The 19,031-nt window shown below is 30.1% G+C and carries 17 protein-coding genes; all 17 read left to right on the top strand.

What is annotated here, in order from left to right:
- The first annotated feature begins 6 nt into the window (after nucleotides 1-6).
- The 17 genes from sufD (at nucleotide 7) to RH99_RS00090 (ending at nucleotide 19,004) form a co-directional block, all read left to right on the top strand.
- Entirely contained in the window at nucleotides 7-1,113 is a 1,107-nt protein-coding gene (gene sufD, locus RH99_RS00170; RefSeq protein WP_010232866.1) for a Fe-S cluster assembly protein SufD, read from the top strand.
- Nucleotides 1,106-2,332: a cysteine desulfurase gene (locus RH99_RS00165; protein ID WP_010232865.1), complete on the top strand. Its 1,227-nt coding sequence runs from the start codon at nucleotides 1,106-1,108 to the stop codon at nucleotides 2,330-2,332. The genes sufD and RH99_RS00165 overlap by 8 nt, the downstream gene beginning before the upstream one ends.
- Nucleotides 2,322-2,756 carry a Fe-S cluster assembly sulfur transfer protein SufU gene (sufU, locus tag RH99_RS00160; RefSeq protein WP_010232864.1) on the top strand — a complete coding sequence of 145 codons (435 nt, stop codon included), beginning with the start codon at nucleotides 2,322-2,324 and terminating at the stop codon, nucleotides 2,754-2,756. The genes RH99_RS00165 and sufU overlap by 11 nt, the downstream gene beginning before the upstream one ends.
- Before the next feature lie 299 nt (nucleotides 2,757-3,055).
- Entirely contained in the window at nucleotides 3,056-4,147 is a 1,092-nt protein-coding gene (locus RH99_RS00155) for a glycerol dehydrogenase (RefSeq protein ID WP_026038346.1), read from the top strand.
- 740 nt (nucleotides 4,148-4,887) lie between these two features.
- Nucleotides 4,888-5,919 carry a 3-deoxy-7-phosphoheptulonate synthase gene (gene aroF, locus RH99_RS00150; RefSeq protein ID WP_010232859.1) on the top strand — a complete coding sequence of 344 codons (1,032 nt, stop codon included), beginning with the start codon at nucleotides 4,888-4,890 and terminating at the stop codon, nucleotides 5,917-5,919.
- On the top strand, nucleotides 5,900-6,760 hold the full coding sequence (locus RH99_RS00145) for a prephenate dehydrogenase (protein ID WP_010232857.1): 861 nt from the start codon (nucleotides 5,900-5,902) through the stop codon (nucleotides 6,758-6,760). The genes aroF and RH99_RS00145 overlap by 20 nt, the downstream gene beginning before the upstream one ends.
- Entirely contained in the window at nucleotides 6,753-7,814 is a 1,062-nt protein-coding gene (gene aroB, locus RH99_RS00140) for a 3-dehydroquinate synthase (RefSeq protein WP_010232856.1), read from the top strand. The genes RH99_RS00145 and aroB overlap by 8 nt, the downstream gene beginning before the upstream one ends.
- 17 nt (nucleotides 7,815-7,831) lie before the next feature.
- Nucleotides 7,832-9,124 (top strand): 3-phosphoshikimate 1-carboxyvinyltransferase, encoded by a 1,293-nt coding sequence (gene aroA / locus RH99_RS00135; protein WP_010232855.1) that lies wholly within the window; start codon nucleotides 7,832-7,834, stop codon nucleotides 9,122-9,124.
- A complete protein-coding gene (gene aroC, locus RH99_RS00130; RefSeq protein ID WP_010232854.1) occupies nucleotides 9,105-10,187 on the top strand; it encodes a chorismate synthase in 1,083 nt (360 codons plus the stop codon). The genes aroA and aroC overlap by 20 nt, the downstream gene beginning before the upstream one ends.
- Before the next feature lie 100 nt (nucleotides 10,188-10,287).
- Complete coding sequence (gene pheA, locus RH99_RS00125; RefSeq protein ID WP_010232853.1) at nucleotides 10,288-11,487, top strand: prephenate dehydratase; 1,200 nt, start codon at nucleotides 10,288-10,290, stop codon at nucleotides 11,485-11,487.
- A 1-nt stretch (nucleotide 11,488) separates the two neighbouring features.
- Nucleotides 11,489-12,304: a shikimate dehydrogenase gene (gene aroE / locus RH99_RS00120; protein ID WP_010232852.1), complete on the top strand. Its 816-nt coding sequence runs from the start codon at nucleotides 11,489-11,491 to the stop codon at nucleotides 12,302-12,304.
- Between the two features lie 29 nt (nucleotides 12,305-12,333).
- Entirely contained in the window at nucleotides 12,334-12,846 is a 513-nt protein-coding gene (locus tag RH99_RS00115) for a shikimate kinase (RefSeq protein ID WP_010232851.1), read from the top strand.
- 111 nt (nucleotides 12,847-12,957) lie between these two features.
- Nucleotides 12,958-13,392, top strand: coding sequence for a type II 3-dehydroquinate dehydratase (aroQ, locus tag RH99_RS00110; RefSeq protein ID WP_010232850.1), 435 nt, complete (start codon nucleotides 12,958-12,960; stop codon nucleotides 13,390-13,392).
- On the top strand, nucleotides 13,393-14,019 hold the full coding sequence (locus RH99_RS00105; protein ID WP_010232849.1) for a GntR family transcriptional regulator: 627 nt from the start codon (nucleotides 13,393-13,395) through the stop codon (nucleotides 14,017-14,019).
- Between the two features lie 222 nt (nucleotides 14,020-14,241).
- On the top strand, nucleotides 14,242-15,369 hold the full coding sequence (locus RH99_RS00100) for a betaine/proline/choline family ABC transporter ATP-binding protein (RefSeq protein ID WP_010232848.1): 1,128 nt from the start codon (nucleotides 14,242-14,244) through the stop codon (nucleotides 15,367-15,369).
- Complete coding sequence (locus RH99_RS00095) at nucleotides 15,369-16,946, top strand: ABC transporter permease/substrate-binding protein (RefSeq protein WP_010232846.1); 1,578 nt, start codon at nucleotides 15,369-15,371, stop codon at nucleotides 16,944-16,946. Before RH99_RS00100 ends, RH99_RS00095 begins: the two co-directional genes overlap by 1 nt.
- 300 nt (nucleotides 16,947-17,246) lie before the next feature.
- Nucleotides 17,247-19,004 (top strand): helicase-related protein, encoded by a 1,758-nt coding sequence (locus RH99_RS00090; RefSeq protein ID WP_010232844.1) that lies wholly within the window; start codon nucleotides 17,247-17,249, stop codon nucleotides 19,002-19,004.
- Nucleotides 19,005-19,031 lie beyond the last annotated feature (27 nt).

Here is a 19,031-nt window from a genome sequence, read left to right as displayed (position 1 = left end):
AGTATAATGAGTGATAATACATTGAAAAATATAAATAAAATTCCTGTAAGAACTTGGAGATGGCTCGGGGTAAATGATCTATCTATAAATAGAGAACTTCCAAAAATAAAGTCCTATGATAAAAGTGTACTTAAAGGTTCCTATGAAGATGGAATAAAAGTTATTAATATTAATAAAGATACTAATACTTTAAGGATATTGGATACTTTAAATTATGAAGGTATAAGCGTAGAGGCAACAGAACAGGTAAAAAACCATTATAATGCAGGGGTATTTATACAGACTTCAAAGGATAAAAGTTCATCGAAACCAGTATTTATAGAATATTCCATGGATAAAGAGAATCCTATAGTAATAGATGATAATATAATAATTGCAGAAGAAAATAGTGAGGTTACAGTAGTTATTAAATATGATTCATATGATGGAGCAGATTATTTTCATAATGGATTTACAAGGATATATGGGAAAAAGGGTTCAACTATAAATCTCATAAAAATACAGACTATGTCTGATAAATCTGTTCATCTTGATGCTAACGTAACAAAGTTAGAAGATGAAGCAAAAATAAATTGTATAGTAGTAGAGCTTGGAGCTCTTCATAGTGTAACTAATTATAGAACAGAACTAAACGGATATAAGAGTGCCGAAAACTTATACTCTATTTATTTAGGTGATAAAGAGAGAAATATAGATATAAATTATTTAATAAATCACTATGGCAAAGAAACTAATAGCTCTATTAAGGCAAGAGGAGCTCTTTTAGATAAGAGTAATAAAATATTTAAAGGTACTTTGGATTTTAAAAGAGGAGCTTCTAAATCTAAAGGGCAAGAAGAAGAGTATACAATGATTTTAAGTCCTAATGTAAGAAATAGGTCTGTGCCAATACTTCTTTGTACTGAGGATGATGTGGAAGGACAACATGCTGCTAGTGCTGGAAAAATAGATGCCAATAAGTTATTTTATTTAATGAGCAGAGGAATTAGTGAAAAGGAAGCTAAAAAACTTATAATAGAAGCTGCTTTTCATCCTATAATAAATAAAATCCCCATAGAGAGTGTTAAAAATGAAATTTCTGAGAGTATTAGGAGGAAGCTTATAAATGAATAATAAATATATATTAGATTTCCCTACTATAAATCAAAAGGTTAATGAGCATAGATTGGCCTATTTAGATAGTGCTGCTACTACTCAAAAACCATCAGAAGTAATAAATGCAGTAAATGATTATTATAATAAATTTAATGCTAATCCTCATAGAGGAGCCTATTATCTTAGCATAAAAGCAACAGAGATATATGAGAATACAAGGGAAGTTGTAAAAAATTTTATAGGAGCAGAAAAAGCTAAGGAAATAGTGTTTGTAAAAAATGCAACAGAGGGTTTTAATTTATTAGCGTACTCTTATGGAATGAACTTTATAAATCCTGGGGATGAGATAGTTATATCCATAGCAGAACACCATTCAAATTTGGTTCCATGGCAACAAGTGGCAAAGGCAAAGGGTGCAGTGCTTAAGTATTTATATTTAAATGATGAGGGTATAATATCTACAGAAGAAGTTGAAAGTAAAATAACTGAAAAAACTAAAATTGTTTCAGTTACTCAAGTATCTAATGTTTTAGGAACTATTAACCCTATAAAAGACATTATTAGAAAGGCTCATAGTGTTGGAGCTATTGCTATAGTAGACGGTTCACAGAGTATACCACATATGTCGGTTAATGTTAGAGAATTAGATGCAGATTTTATAGTGTTTTCAGGCCATAAGATGTTATCGCCTATGGGAATTGGAGTGGTTTATGGTAAAGAAGAATTATTAGAAAAGATGCCTCCCTTTATCTTTGGAGGAGATATGATAGAATATGTATGGGAGCAGAAAGCTACCTTTGCAGAAGTACCATATAAATTTGAAGGTGGTACACAAAATGTAGGGGGAGCAGTGGGACTTACTGCAGCAATAAGATATCTACAAAATGTAGGTATGGATAATATCGTAAATATAGAGAAGGATCTTGTCAGCTATGCTCTAGAAAAGTTAAGCGAAATACCATACATTACTGTATATGGATCAAAGGACATAAATAAAAAGGCTGGGGTGATTTCTTTTAATGTACAGGATGTGCACCCTCATGATGTAGCATCTATACTAGATGCTTCTGGAGTTGCTATAAGAGCAGGACACCATTGTGCACATCCACTGATGAGATATATGGGGGTCAATGCTACTTGCAGAGCAAGTTTTTATCTTTATAATGTTAGAGAAGATATAGATGCGCTGACAGAAGGCTTAAAAAGTACAAGGAAGTGGTTAGGCTATGGATCTTAATAGTATATATTCAGAAATCATTATGGAGCATAATGCATCACATCACAATAAAAGACATATTGAAGGTGCTGATGTAGTTGAACAAGGTCATAATCCAAGTTGTGGAGATGAGATAGAACTTGAATTAAAGATAAATGATAATATAATTGAAGACGCGGCATTCACTGGAGTAGGATGTGCAATATCTCAAGCTTCTACATCTATAATGATAGATTTAATAAAAGGAAAAACTGTAGATGAAGCAAAACATATAATAGAGACTTTTCTAGGGATGATAAAAAGGAAAATAACTGATGAAAAACAACTTGAGATATTGGAAGATGCATTAGCTCTTAAAAATATATCCAACATGCCAGCACGTGTTAAGTGTGCAGTATTAGCTTGGCATACATTAGACCAGTCTTTAAATAAACATAATCCTTAGATAGCTAGATTATTATATTAGGATATTATTTGAATAATATATTTAAAAAATTGATAACATAATCCTTGATATGATTTGAAATATTGTATTAAGGATTTTTTTGTAAGAAGTTTTATTTGCTGTAAATACAAATGAAATCAGCAGTTGTCAGAATATTAAAACATTATAAAAATACTAAATTTTAAAGACATATAGTTATATTTTGATATATAATATACTTGTCTGTTGAATAACACATATTATTTGTTATTTAACAAACAATTGATTTAAATTATAATATTACGGAGGGGAAAGTTATGATAGTAAAATCAATTCAATCACCAAGCAAGTATATACAAGGTTCAGGAGTATTATTAAAGTTGGAAAGTTACATAGAAAGTTTAGGAAAATCTTTCCTTGTAGTAGCAGATCCTTTTGTTGTGGATCAAGCAAAGGAAAAGATAGGGAAAAGTTTTCAGAGTAGCGAAAAAGAAGTGTCATTCGAAAAATTTAATGGAGAATGTACAAAAAGTGAAATTGACAGATTAATAGAAATCGTAAAAGCAAAAAAAGCTGAAGCAGTAGTTGCTATAGGAGGAGGAAAAACTCTAGATACAGTAAAAGCAATTGGATATTATACTAGTTTACCAGTTGTTATAATACCAACTTTAGCATCATGTGATGCTCCATGTACTGCGCTTACTGTTATATATACAGAAAAGGGAGAATTCAGTGAATATTTATTTTTACCACACAATCCTGATATGGTTATAGTTGACACAGATATAATTGTAAAGGCACCAGTAAAATTTTTAGCAGCTGGTATGGGCGACGCTTTTGCAACTTATTATGAAGCAAGAGCTTGTTATAAAGCTAATGCAAAGAATTTAGTTGGTACTAAGATAACAAAAGCAGCTATGGCACTTGCAGAACTTTGTCATGAGACTCTTCTTGCAGATGGCGTAAAAGCAAAACTTTCAAATGAAAAAGGAGTTTTAACTAAAGCTCTTGAAAACATAATTGAAGCAAACATATATTTAAGTGGAGTTGGAGCTGAGAGTTCTGGATTGGCTGCTGCTCATGCTATCAGTAATGGACTTACTGTTCTTACAGAGTTACATCGTGTATCTCATGGAGAAAAAGTTGCATTTGGTACATTAGTACAATTAGTTCTTGAGGATGCACCTATAGAAGAAATAAAGCAAGCTATAGAATTTATGGTAAACATAGGACTACCAGTATCTTTAGAAGATATGGGTGTAAATGTTATAAATAAAGAAGCTATAATGAAAGTTGCAGAATCTTCATGTGCAGAAGGTGATACTATGCACAATATGCCATTTGACGTTGATGTAGAGTCTGTCTATGGTGCAATAATTGTTGCTAATGAAATTGGTAAACAATTTAAATAAGTTAAACATATAAAAAAGTTAATTATTAAATCAAAGAAATCCCTAATAGGATATAAAATGAACATTAGGGATTTCTTTAACTAATTTTCTAAAATCAATACAATTAATGTATTTAACATTTTTTACAGAGATATATTTAAATGTGTATATACCAATATTTGTTTGTGCTTATAGTTTAATATATCATTAAATTTTTCTTGAAAATCGTTGACAGAAAATTCTTATTTGCTATAATTAGTATAAAAGTTATTTACAAGATAATCTAAAAGAAAAGTTGGTGAATTTATATGAATAAACTTGTTAATAGAGGAAGTAAAAAAATATATGGTTTTTATTTTAGCTGGGGCTTTTATTTTAGCGCTGGTTATTACTTCTGCACAAAAAAATTTCATATATCTTTACACAATGAGTTTAATAGATTAATTGCTGTTTGATAAATAAATCAATTGTTAAATTATTGATTAACAGGAAGACTCATTAAGGGTCTTCCTTTTGTTTTATCAGAAAATAAGTATTTATTAACAATAATATAAAGAATAACTTTGATTAATAATAGAAAAATAGGTATAATATAAGTGCTTTAACACTATACAGTATAAAATAGCTAACTATTAGAAATTATAATTATAGTTTTAATATTAGATTGATTTTATAAAATAATTAATTACAAAGTATCTTCATATCTTCTTAAACTAAAACAGAAGATTAAAAATAAATAATTAATAGAGGAGGCAATTATTATGATAATTGTTATGAAAGTAGGAACACCAAAAAATGAAATAGAAGCTTTCAAGGGAAGATTAGAGCAAAAAGGATTAATCGTTCATGAGGATTTTGGGGATAAATACTGTATATTGGGACTAATCGGAGATACTACTTCACTAGATCCAGAGCAAATTCAAGCTTATGAATCTGTTGAAAAAGTTATGGTTGTTCAGGAACCATATAAGAAAGCAAATAGATTATTCCACCCTGAGGATTCTATAATTAATATAAATGGCAGAACTATAGGCGGAGATAAATTAGCTGTTATAGCAGGACCATGTTCTGTTGAAAGTGAAGACCAGATTGTAAGTATAGCAGAAGATGTTAAAGAATCAGGTGCAGGATTTTTAAGAGGTGGTGCTTTCAAACCTAGAACTTCACCTTACAGTTTTCAAGGTATGGAACTAGAAGGTTTAGAACTTTTAAAAATTGCTAGAGAAAAGACAGGGCTTCCAATAGTAACAGAATTAATGGGAACTAAGATGCTTGATAAATTTGTAGACGATGTTGATGTAATTCAGGTTGGAGCCAGAAATATGCAGAACTTCGAACTTCTAAAGGAACTTGGAAAAACTAATAAGCCTATTCTTTTAAAAAGAGGACTATGTGCTACTATTGAAGAATTACTTATGTCCGCAGAATATATAATGGCTGGTGGAAATGAAAATGTAATATTATGTGAAAGAGGAATAAGAACTTATGAGACTTACACTAGGAATACTCTAGATTTAAGTGCTATACCAGCTATAAAGAAACAAAGTCATCTTCCTGTTATAGTTGATCCAAGTCATGCAGCTGGACTATGGTGGATGGTAGAACCTCTTGCAAAGGCAGCTGTTGCTGTAGGTGCAGATGGATTAATAATTGAGGTGCATAATGATCCTGCTAATGCTAAATGTGATGGTCAACAATCAATAAAACCAAATAAATTCAAGTCTCTAATGGAATCTTTAAAGGAAATAGAAAAATTCAAATGGAGCTTTAATGTTGATAAGCTTGGAATTTAATATTACCGTTGTTGGACTTGGATTAATTGGTGGATCTTATGCTATGGCCCTTAAGGAGCTAAATCCTAATAATTTATGGGGAATTGATATTGATTTAAATGCACTTAAATCCGCAGAAGATTTAGGTATTATAGATAAAGGATATAGGGATGCTAAAATACCACTAAATAAATCAGATATAGTTATAATATCTTTGTATCCAGAAGCTGCAATAGAGTTTATAAGAAATAATAAGGACAATTTTAAAAGAGGTGCAGTTATTACTGACACCTCTGGTATTAAAGAAAGTGTAGTAAAGGAAGTATCTGAATTTATACCTGATTGGGTTGATTTTGTTGGAGGTCATCCAATGGCAGGAAGAGAATCAAGAGGTCTTGCTTTTGCCTCTAAGGATATTTTTAAAAATGCAAATTATATAATAACTCCTACAAATAAGAATAAAAAAGAAAATATTGAGTTGATAAAAAAAATTGCTACAGGTATAGGATGTAAGAATGTAGTTTTTATAGATGCTAATGTGCATGATAAAATCATAGCCTATACTAGTGGAATTCCACATATAATTGCTGTGGCCTTAATGAACTGCGACAATTTTGATAAAGAAAGAGGATTCTTTGTTGGTGGAAGCTTTAGGGATGCAACAAGAGTTGCTCTAATTAATCCTGACTTGTGGTCAGAATTATTTATTGCAAACAAAGAGAATATTATTGCTGAACTTGAAGAATTTGAACATAATTTAGCTGTTATGAAAGAGGCTATTAAAAATGAAGATGCTACCTCAATGAAAAAAATATTTGATATGGCAGGTTCAAAAAGGAGGAAACTTAACGGCAATGAGTAATATTATGATAAACCTTTCACATAAAACTTATCCAATCCATATAGAAAGAGGACTAATAGATTCCATTGGAAAAGAAATTAAGAAAATATACGGTGGAAATAAAATTGCTGTAGTAACAGATTCAAATGTTAACAGTATATATGGACAAAAGGTTGAAGACAATCTAAAAAGTGAGGACTATAATGTAAAGACCTTTGTTGTAGAAGCTGGAGAAAAAAGTAAGTCAGTTAATGTATTACTTAATCTTTACGATGAATTGTTAGATTTCGGTGTAACAAGAGGAGATCTTATAGTTGCTCTTGGTGGAGGAGTAGTAGGAGATTTAACTGGATTTGCGGCTTCAACTACATTAAGAGGGATACCTTTTGTTCAGATTCCTACATCGCTATTAGCTCAAATAGATAGTAGTATAGGTGGAAAAGTGGCAGTAGACCTCCCAAAAGGTAAAAATTTAATAGGTAATTTTTATCATCCAGAAGCAGTATTTATTGATCCTAATGTTTTAAAAACATTACATAAAAAATTTCTTCACGATGGTATGGGTGAAGTAATAAAGTATGGTGCTATTAAAGACAGAAAATTGTTTGATACACTGCTTAGTTTTAATGGTGATGAGGAACTTTTAGAAAATATAGATGAAATAATCTATACCTGTTGCAGCATAAAAAAAGAAGTAGTTGAGAAAGACGAAAAAGATAAGGGCGATAGGATGATGTTGAATTTTGGGCATACTATAGGCCATGCTATTGAAAAATACTTTGGGTATGAAAAATATACTCATGGTGAGGCTGTTGCCATGGGAATGTATAAGATTACTAAAAATAGTGAAGCTATGGGTATAACTGAAAAAGGGACTGCGGAGTTATTAAAGCAAATATTAATTAAATATAGCTTACCTTTTGAAGTTGAAGCTTTAGATAAATCTAAAGTATTAAATACTATAGCTATGGATAAAAAAAATGATAGAGATAGAATGAATATTATTTTATTGAATAAACTAGGTGAAGCATTTATTAAAAATATAGATAGCAAGCTTATGGAAAATTATATTTAGGAGAGGTGGATAAGGATATGAATTATGTTAAAATAACTCCATCAAAATTAAAAGGTGAAGTAACAATTCCGCCGTCTAAAAGTTTAAGTCATAGAGCTATAATTGCAGCAGGATTCTCTAAAGGCAAGAGTGTTGTAGAAAACGTTATGTTTTCTGAAGATATATTAACAACCTGTAATGCTATGGAAGCATTAGGTGTAACTATAGAAAAGAAAAAAGAGAAAAATAATACTTACACATTGATAATAGAAGGAAATGAAGAATTAAAATTACTGAATAGAGAAATTGATTGTTCAGAGTCAGGTTCATCTCTAAGGTTTTTTATACCAATTTGTTTAATTAAAGAGAATGATGTTGTATTCAAAGGAAGAGGAAAATTAGTTTCTCGCCCTCTAGATCAATATTATGAAATCTTTGATAAACAAGGTATAGAATATTCTAACACAAATGGAATGCTGCCTTTAAATGTGAAAGGTAAGCTGGAATCTGGAGAGTTTACTATAGATGGAGATGTTAGTTCACAGTTTATAACAGGTCTTATGTTTACACTACCATTACTGGATGGTGATTCTAAAATTATAATCAATAAAAAACTTGAATCAAAGGGCTATTTAGATTTAACTATGGACATTTTAGAAAAGTTCTCCATTGAAGTAATAAATAATGATTATAAAGAGTTTTTAATAAAAGGTAATCAAGAATATAAGAGCAGAGATTACAGAGTTGAAGGCGATTTCTCACAGGCAGCTTTTTGGCTTGTAGCAGGGACTATAGGTGGAGAAATAGATTGTCTTGATTTAAATTCGCACTCTCAGCAAGGTGACAAGGAAGTAATAGATATAATACAGAGAATGAATGGAACACTAGGAATTAATAGTGATAAAATATATGCAAGTACTACTGTAACCGAATCTACTATCATAGATGCATCTCAATGCCCTGATATAATACCAGTTCTTGCGGTATTAGCTGCTGTTAGTGAAGGTACTACAGAGGTTATTAATGCAGGAAGACTTAGAATAAAGGAGTCGGATAGATTAACTGCAATAACTACAGAATTGAATAAATTAGGTGCAGATTTAGAAGAGAAAAAGGATGGGCTTATAATAAGAGGTAAAAAAGAACTTACAGGCGGAGAAGTAGATAGTTGGAATGATCATAGAATTGCTATGGCCCTTGCAGTAGCTTCAATCAGATGCAAAGATGAAGTGGTTATAAAGGATAGCGGGTGTGTAAAAAAATCTTATCCTACCTTTTGGCAGGACTTTAAAAAACTAGGAGGGAATATCCATGAGTGGAGTATGGGGTAAAAACATTAAACTTTCAATTTTTGGAGAATCTCATGGAAATGCTATAGGTATTACTATAGATGGTCTTTTGCCAGGAATTGAATTGGATATTGATTACATAAAGAGCGAAATGGAAAGAAGGATGCCTGGTAAAAGCAAGCTCTCTACTGCTAGAAAAGAAGCTGATCAGTTTGAGATTCTTTCGGGTTATTTTAATAATAAAACTACTGGATCTCCATTATGTGCCATAATACGTAATTCTGATCAACATTCTAAGGATTATAGTAAATTGAAGAACCTTATGCGTCCAGGTCATGCAGATTATACAGGGAATATAAGATACAAGGGATTCAATGATTATAGAGGTGGCGGCCATTTTTCAGGTAGAATAACTGCACCTATTGTATTTGCTGGAGCCATAGCTAAGCAAATATTAGCTAAGAAGGGAATACTAATTGGTAGTCATATAAAGAGTATTTCTAATATAGAAGATGATTCTTTTGATAAAGTAAATATAGAAGATTCTCTATTAAAGACTCTATTAAAAGAAGAATTTCCTACAATTGATAAGGAAAAAGGCGTAGAAATGAGAAAACTAATAATAGATGCTAAAGGAGAATTGGACTCTGTAGGAGGAATAGTTGAAACTGCAGTTTTAAATCTACCAGCTGGAATAGGATCACCATTTTTTTATTCAGTAGAAGCACAGCTATCTCATATGATTTTTTCTATTCCAGCAGTAAAGGGGATAGAGTTTGGAGAAGGTTTTGATATATCTAAACTTAAGGGTTCAGAGGCCAATGATGAGTATTATATAGAGAATGATCAGGTTAAAACTCGTACTAATAATAATGGTGGAATACTAGGTGGCATAACAAATGGAATGCCCATGGTATTTAGAACGGTTTTTAAGCCTACTGCATCTATATCCAGACTTCAACATACTATTGATATAGAAAACAATGAAAATGCAGACCTTGAAATAAAAGGTCGTCATGATCCTTGTATTGTTCAAAGAGCAGTACCAGTAGTCGAGGCAGGTGCAGCAATTACTATATTGGACTTAATGTATGACATTAGATAATATACATCTTCGGGAGTAATGATTTATTTGTTATTCTCGAAGATGATTTAAGTTAAGGTATTTATTTTAAGATGTTTTATATAAATAAGGAGGCTTTTCTATGAAAGACTTAGAAGCACTTCGTCAGGAAATTGATAGTATCGATAAAGAAATGGTATCTCTTTTTGAAAAGAGGATGAAAGCTGTTTTAGATGTAGCAAGATACAAAACTAAAAATTCTATACCAATTTTAAATGCTAAAAGGGAAAAACAAGTAATAGAAAAAAATATAGGTAATTTGAATAATAAAGAATTCAGTGGTGCTACAGAGGATTTTTTTAAAGCTATAATGTCTATAAGTAGAAATCTTGAATCAAATAAAATGTTTGATATTAATGAGATAAAAAAGGAAAGTTCTTTAGAAAATTTGGATTATATTATAAAAGAAAGTATAAGAAGTGAAGTTAGAGATTCTAACATTAATGTAGGTTTTCAGGGTGTGGCAGGTTCCTTTAGTGAAGAGGCTCTACTAAACTATTTTGGAGATGAAGTTAAAACTCATAGTTTTAACCAATTTGAAGAAGTATTTAAGGCTTTAAAAGATGGGAAGATAAAATATGGAATCTTACCTGTGGAAAATTCATCAACAGGAAGTATTTCAGAAGTATATGATCTTTTGAGAAAGTATGGTTTATATATGGTAGCTGAGAAGTGTATAAAGATATCTCAGCATTTAGTTGGAATAAAGGGAACAAGAAGTGAAGACATAAAAGAAGTTTATTCTCACCCTCAGGCATTCCAACAAAGCAGTATTTTCTTTAAAGATTATCCGCAGTGGAAGCTTATTCCTTACTATAATACAGCGATAAGTGCAAAAATGGTAGCTGATACAAAGAGTAAGAGTATAGCTGCTGTAGCTAGCGAAAAGGCAGCAAAGCTATATGATTTAGATATAATTAAAAGGGACATAAATTATAATAATAGTAATTACACTAGATTCATAATAATAGGAAAAGAGTTAGAGATAGAGAGAGGTGCAGATAAAATAAGTATAGTTATTTCTGTGCCACATAAACCAGGCTCTCTTTATGGTATATTGAGGGGTTTTTCAGAGAACAACCTAAATATGCTTACTATTCAGTCCAGACCAATGGAAGGTAAGAATTGGGAATACTTTTTCTATATTGATTTTCAAGGTAATATAACAGAAGATTTTATAAAAGACGCTGTTAAGGGTATAGAGCAAAAAAGTAGCTATTTTAAGCTTTTAGGTAATTATAAAACTAATACTTGGATAGACAGTACAAGGAGGGGGGAATAATATGAGCTATACATTTGGTCTTATTGGAGAAAAGCTAGGTCATAGTGTTTCACCTATTATACATTCAAAATTATATAAAATATTAAAGATGGACGCAAGGTATGACTTGTTTGAAATAAAAAAGGAAAATCTGGAAATTGATTTTAAAGATTTAAAAGAAAAAGGCATAAAGGGTTTAAATGTTACTATACCCTATAAAGTAGATATTATGAAGTATTTAGATGATGTATCAATTCAGGCAAGTGAAATAGGGGCAGTTAATACTGTATGTTTTCAAGATAATAAAATTATTGGACATAATACGGATTATTATGGCTTTGCAAGAATGCTTGCAAAGAATGATATACCTGTAAAGAACAAAAGGATTGTAGTTTTAGGAGCTGGTGGTGCAGCTAAAGCCGTTATACAATTCTTTATAGATAGTAATGCTAGTGAAGTATTACTTGTAAGTAGGGATGTTAAAAAGGCAGCACAAAATTTCAAAAATGTTAAGATTATTAATTATGATGAATTAAGTCTTTTAAAGCAAGGAGATGTAATTGTAAATTGCACTCCTTGTGGTATGTATCCAAAAATAGAAAATTCTCCCATAGATGAAAGTTGTATAGGTAGATTTTCTTCTGCTGTGGACTTAATATACAATCCTAAAGAGACACTATTTTTAAAGTTTGCTAGAGAAAAGGGTATAAAATCAGTTAATGGTTTGTATATGCTAGTTGGGCAAGCTATAGTTGCAGAAGAACTCTGGAATGATATTACTATTGATGAAACTATAGTAGATAAAATATATAATGAACTTTTGAAAGAACAATTATAATTAAAACATTCAAAAGGTGTGATTTTATTATGAATTTACAAAAAAATATAGTATTCATAGGTATGCCTGGATCTGGAAAGACTACTATAGCTAAGAATATAGCAAAGATTCATGGATTGAAGTTATATGATACGGATGAATACATAGAAAAAAAAGAAGGAAAAACTATAACCGATATATTTAAACAAGGAGAATCATATTTTAGAAAGCTTGAAACCCAGGTAGTGAAAGAAATTAGTAGTGAAAAATCTGTTGTTATTTCTACTGGTGGTGGAGTTATAAAATCACTAGATAATATGAAATATCTAAAAGAAAATGGTATAGTACTATTTATAAATAGACCTATAGAAGATATAATTAAAGATGTAGATACAGTTAATCGTCCGCTTTTAAAGGGTACAAAAGAACATTTATATAAGCTTTATGATGAAAGATTTCACTTATATAAAGGATATTGTGACTATGAAATCATAAATGATAAAGATTTAAAATATGTCTTAGACAATATATTGAATATAATTAGGAAATTTTCAAATGAATAAATGATCAGTATACTAGTTTAGTTTGTATTTTGAGTTTGGCATTTTTTATTTTCATATGTCCAAAGGTAGCTTAATAGTTAAAAAATAAGTTTATAAAGGAAGCGTATACTTATGAAGGTATTAGTAATTAATGGACCTAACATTAATTTCCTAGGTATCAGAGAGAAAAATATTTATGGAACTAAAAATTATGAAAATTTATGTAGTTACATAAAAGATGAGTCTAAAAAATTGGAAGTGGATGTTGATATTTTACAGAGTAATATTGAAGGCGAAATAATTGGATATATACAAGATGCTTATGAAAAGTATGATGGGATTGTCATAAATCCTGGTGCATATACTCACTATAGCATTGCCATTTATGATGCTCTTAAATCTGTATCTATTAAAACTGTAGAAGTACATATAAGTAATATACATTCAAGAGAAGAGTTTAGAAGAAAATCTGTTACAGCACCAGCTTGTATAGGACAAATCTGTGGTTTCGGATTCTATGGCTATATAATGGCTATAATGGGACTAATAAAGGAAGATGAAGTTTAAATGTCAAGTGAATCAATTGTAAAACCTGTTTATCAAAAAATAGCAATAGATATTGCCAACAGAATAGTTGCAAGAGACTTTAATGTTGGTGATAAATTATATGGTAGATCATCACTTGCAAGTCAATATAATGTTTCACCTGAAACCATAAGAAGAGCTACTATTCTATTAAGCGATATGGGAATAGTTAAGGTAACAAAGGGTAGTGGAATTATTATAGAATCTGTAGATAATTGTTTAAAATTTATTGATAAATTTAAAGATATAGATTCAATGACATCTTTAAAAAAAGAAATAACAGGTCTAATGGCAAAGAGAAGGCAATTAGACAAAAGCATGGAAAATATTACAAATGAACTAATTGATTATTCTAATAGATTTAATAAAAGTAATCCGTTTACTCCATTTGAATTTGAAATATATGCTGGTCTTCATATAATAGGAAAAGCTATATCAGAAGTGAAATTTTGGCAAAATACAGGGGCTACTATAATTGCTATAAGACGAAATGGTAAATTAATTCTTTCTCCAGGTCCATATACAGTATTTATGGAAAATGATGTTTTTATTGCAATAGGGGATGAGAGTACTTATTATAGGACTAAAAAATTTCTGTATGACAAATAAGATTAAATCGTGAAGTTTTTTTACAAACTTTACGATTTATTTTTATGTACATAAAAATAAAAATTTTGAGTTATGAATAAAGTAATTTATTTTAACCCAAATAATAATAGTAATCTCGATGAAGTAAGATTACTTATAGATAAAAAAGATTGATTATTCTTTACAATGTAACAACTCTATGATAACATTGGGTTGTTACTTTTCGAGAATGGAGGAATGTTAGTGATAGAATTTAAAAATATTAATAAAGTAATAAATGGTAAAACTATACTTCATGATATAAATATAAAAATAGAGAAAGGAGAATTGGTGACTTTTATAGGACCTAGTGGTTGTGGTAAAACGACTACGCTAAAGATGATAAATAAACTTATAGAATTTACTTCGGGTGATATCTTAATTGATGGTAATAGAATACAGGAAGAAGATACTATTAAACTAAGAAGGAGTATGGGGTATGTAATACAGCAAACAGGACTTCTCCCTCATCTGACGGTAAAAGAAAATATAGAGTTAATACCATCTATAGAAAAGCTATCAAAGGAAAAGGTAGATGAAAAAACAAAGGAACTACTAGAATTGGTAGATATGAAGCCGGAAGATTATTTGGATAAGTATCCTAGCGAACTTAGTGGTGGGCAGCAGCAGAGAGTAGGAATAGCAAGAGCCTTTGCCATGGATCCTGAAATAATACTTATGGATGAGCCTTTTAGTGCATTAGATCCTGTAACTAGAAATCAGCTTCAGGATGAGGTGTTTAATATACAGCAAAATATAAAGAAAACTATAGTATTTGTAACTCATGATATGGATGAAGCATTAAAATTAGCAGATAAAATTTGTATTATGGAATCTGGACGAGTAGTTCAATTTGATACCCCTGAAAATATATTGAGAAATCCTGCTAATGACTTTGTAAAAAACTTTATTGGTGCTAACAGAATATGGAGTCAACCTGAACTCATAAAAGTTGAAGATATCATGATAGAAAATCCTATCAAATCCAGTGCAGAGAGAACTGTGATACAAGCTATAGAAATAATGAAGTATAATCATGTAGATAGCTTACTTGTTGTAAACAAAGATAATACGCTGAGTGGGATTATAACATTGAAAGAAATTAGATCTAGTATGGATAAAAATAAAAAATTAAAAGATATAATGGAAACTGAAGTAATAACAGTGAATTGTGAAGAATCTATATTAAATGTTTTGGAAACTATAGAAAAAGAAAGTATAGGCTATGTTCCAGCAGTAGATAATGATTCCAAATTGGTGGGGCTTGTTACTAAAAGTAGTTTGTTATCTGTACTAAGTGATCAACTTATGAATAAGGAGGTAGAAGCCTAGTGCAAGAAGTAAATACTTTTTTTAATTTTATAATAGATAAAAGATTGCAAATATATGATTTATTTATTCAACATATTCAATTAACCCTATTATCAGTTATAATATCTATCTTAGTTGGAATTCCACTAGGAATATTAATAGTTAAAGCAAAAAAGTTATCTACACCTATTATAACTGTGGCAAATATAGTTCAATCTATTCCTAGTTTGGCATTGCTAGGGTTTTTAATACCAGTGCTTGGAATAGGAAGTAAACCAGCTATAGCAATGGTAGTATTGTATTCATTATTACCTATTGTAAAAAATACTTACACAGGACTTACAAATATCAATCCATCAACTATTGAAGCTGCAAAGGGAATTGGGCTTACAAATAACCAAATATTATTAAAGGTTAGATTTCCATTAGCTATGCCGATTATAATGTCTGGAATCAGAATATCTGCAGTTACTGCAGTAGGTCTTATGACTATAGCAGCATTTATTGGTGCTGGTGGACTTGGATATTTAGTATTCTCAGGAGTGCAGACTGTAAATAATAATATGATTCTAGCTGGAGCTATTCCGGCATGTATTCTTGCCATTGTACTTGATTTTATTATTGCTAAAATTGAGAATATAGTAACTCCAGATGGAATAAAGAATTCTAGTGAAAGAAGAAAAAAGTCAGGTGTTATAATAGCTATCAAAAAATATAAAATAGCTATTTCTGTAGTATTACTTATATGTATAATTGGAGGAACTGTATTTGGATATTATAAAAATAAAAATACCATTGTGGTAGGTTCCAAAAACTTTAATGAACAATTAGTGCTTGGAAACATGCTTGCTTCACTTATAGAAGATAATACTGATTACAAGGTTGAGAGAAAATTAAATTTAGGGGGTACTAATGTATTATTTGATGCTATGAAAACGGGTAATGTAGATTTATGTGTTGAATATACAGGTACAGGACTTGTAAACATAATGAAACAAAATTCCATAAGTGATAAAGACAAAGTATATAACATCGTAAAAGGCTATTTCCATAAAAATTATCAAATGGAATGGATGAAGACATTAGGTTTTAATAATACTTACGTATTGGCTATGAATAAAGATGTAGCTAATAAATACAATTTAAATACAATATCGGATTTAGCAAAGGTTAGTAATCAGTTGAATTTAGGTTCAACTATGGAGTTTATAAACAGATCGGATGGATATCTTGGACTTCAAAAGCTATATGGTTTGAATTTTAAAAGTACTAAGGGTTTAGATGGTGGACTTAGATATTCTGCTTTAGAAAAGAATGAAACTCAAGTTGTAGATGCCTTTTCCACAGATGGATTATTAAAGAAATTTAATCTTAAAACATTAAAAGATGATAAAAATTTCTTTCCACCATATTATGCAGCTCCTTTAGTTAGAGAAGATACGCTAGAAAAGTATCCTAAGATAAGACCTTTATTAGAAAAACTGGAAGGAAAGATTACGGAGGAGGATATGCGTAGTCTTAACTACAGAGTTGATAATGGTGAAGATCCAAAGGTAGTAGCAGAAGATTTTCTAAGAAATAAAGGGCTAATCAAATAATATTTATCCCATCACTAGACATTGATATTTTCTAAAGAGTAAGATAAAGTAGCTGTTTTAAAAGTGTTTTTTAATAGAAAAACTTTTATGCAGTTACTTTATTTTTATGGATAAAAGTTATTTTAGTATAGATAACTATAAGATCAGCGTAGTATATTCAATATGAATATAAGAACTTTGTTTAAATAATTTCTGAATAAGGTGAATTAAAAATATAACATAGTTTTTATTGTATTATGATAGAATAATACATATGTAAATATTATAAGAACCACAGAGGCATATTGAGGAGGAAATTATATGAAGACAGGAGCAATAGAGAGAAACTTTAGAAAGATTAAGAATCAGTTTGCCCAAACAAAGAATGTAGTGAAACATACAAAGTCAAATGTGATGTGGGAACATGAAGCATCAGTGAGAAAAAAACTTAAATTACTGAGAGAATTTGAAAACGAAAATTTACGAGATTTTGATTTAGTATATGAAGAATATATAGGTCTTTTAGAATATATATCAAGAAAGCTTATTGAAAGCTATAACAATAAGAATCATACTAATTTCACTTTTGAAGATGTATTAGAAGAGGACTATGAAGGATATCTCAAGTCTGGAATCATAAGTGTATTAATAACTAAACATATTCCAGAAATTATATCCCATGAATTCAATAAAGTATTTCCATTAAATCCCAAGGATGAATACAGAGATGCAAGAAGGATAACTAGAAAATTTTATTTACATTTAGGAGAAACAAATACAGGTAAAACCTATAATGCAATGATGAGGCTTAAAGAATGTAATAAGGGAATATATTTATCTCCACTTAGAATTTTAGCCCTTGAAAACTATGAAAGATTAAATAAAGAAGGAGTAAAGTGCAATTTAATGACAGGGGAAGAGGAGATAATAGTTGAGGGTGCTGATCATATTTGCTGTACTATAGAAAAACTTGATATAAGTAAATACTATGAAGTAGCAGTTATAGATGAAGTTCAGATGATAGATGATGATCAAAGAGGGGCGGCATGGACCAGAGCAATTTTAGCATTAAATTGTAATGAAATTCATGTTTGCGGTGCATTAAATGCAAAGCAGCTACTTTTAGATATAATAGAGGATTGTAATGATGAATATAAATTTAAAGAATACAAAAGAGATATACCACTGCAAATGGACTATAAAACTTTTGCCTATAGACATGTAGAGGATGGTGATGCTTTAGTAGTATTTTCAAAGAAAATGGTACTAAACTTAGCCTATTACTTTTCTAGTTCAGGAATAAAGGCTAGTATTATTTATGGAGATTTACCAGCAGAAGTAAGAAAAAAACAATATAAACAATTTGCAAGTGGTGAAACAAAGATATTAATAACTACAGATGCAATAGGTATGGGAGTAAACCTGCCTATAAAGAGAATAGTATTTATGGATATTAAAAAATTTGATGGTAATGAGGTAAGATACTTAAACTCTCAGGAAGTAAAGCAGATAGCTGGTAGAGCCGGTAGAAAAGGCATATATGATGTTGGATATGTGGCCACTTATAATAATGTTCAAGATTATATAAGAGAAAATCTTGAGGTAGAAGATAAGATATTAGAGCAGGCAGTTGTAGGTCCAAGTGAAGAAATTTTAAAAATCAAAGGATTGTCTTTAAGAGAAAAGCTAGCACTGTGGAGTACTAAAGAAGAAAAACTATCCTATTACAGAAAAATGGACATAAATGAATATTTAATAGTCCTTGATAATATAAAAAGTTATAGATTAGAAGAAAAAATTCAATGGAGACTTCTAAAAATTCCTTTTGATGTATCAAATCAAGATATGTTTAATGCATTTTTAATATATATAGATGAATTGTTTGTAGCTAAAAAAGATAAGTTATCTAAGCCAAGTTGTTTTATAAAGGAATTATATGAACAAGAAATTTTTTATCAGAAGATAAATCTATACTATTCGTTTTCTAAAGCTTTTAATTTAGAGTTTGATCAGGATTGGGTATGTGAGGAAAGAATTAGAGTTAGTGATTCAATAAATGATATTCTTAGAAGGATATAATCAAAATGGATATTTTGATTTAAAAAG

This window comes from Clostridium arbusti SL206 (assembly GCF_000246895.1).
GTDB lineage: Bacteria > Bacillota > Clostridia > Clostridiales > Clostridiaceae > Clostridium_I > Clostridium_I arbusti.
Note: the sequence above shows the minus strand (reverse complement) of the source record. Positions and strands in the feature narration are given on the sequence as shown.

Coding starts and splice junctions, on each gene's coding strand:
- sufD (WP_010232866.1), top strand. CDS start 7: ATGAGTGATAATACATTGAAAAATATAAATAAAATTCCTGTAAGAACT.
- RH99_RS00165 (WP_010232865.1), top strand. CDS start 1,106: ATGAATAATAAATATATATTAGATTTCCCTACTATAAATCAAAAGGTT.
- sufU (WP_010232864.1), top strand. CDS start 2,322: ATGGATCTTAATAGTATATATTCAGAAATCATTATGGAGCATAATGCA.
- aroF (WP_010232859.1), top strand. CDS start 4,888: ATGATAATTGTTATGAAAGTAGGAACACCAAAAAATGAAATAGAAGCT.
- aroB (WP_010232856.1), top strand. CDS start 6,753: ATGAGTAATATTATGATAAACCTTTCACATAAAACTTATCCAATCCAT.
- aroA (WP_010232855.1), top strand. CDS start 7,832: ATGAATTATGTTAAAATAACTCCATCAAAATTAAAAGGTGAAGTAACA.
- aroC (WP_010232854.1), top strand. CDS start 9,105: ATGAGTGGAGTATGGGGTAAAAACATTAAACTTTCAATTTTTGGAGAA.
- pheA (WP_010232853.1), top strand. CDS start 10,288: ATGAAAGACTTAGAAGCACTTCGTCAGGAAATTGATAGTATCGATAAA.
- aroE (WP_010232852.1), top strand. CDS start 11,489: ATGAGCTATACATTTGGTCTTATTGGAGAAAAGCTAGGTCATAGTGTT.
- RH99_RS00115 (WP_010232851.1), top strand. CDS start 12,334: ATGAATTTACAAAAAAATATAGTATTCATAGGTATGCCTGGATCTGGA.
- aroQ (WP_010232850.1), top strand. CDS start 12,958: ATGAAGGTATTAGTAATTAATGGACCTAACATTAATTTCCTAGGTATC.
- RH99_RS00105 (WP_010232849.1), top strand. CDS start 13,393: ATGTCAAGTGAATCAATTGTAAAACCTGTTTATCAAAAAATAGCAATA.
- RH99_RS00090 (WP_010232844.1), top strand. CDS start 17,247: ATGAAGACAGGAGCAATAGAGAGAAACTTTAGAAAGATTAAGAATCAG.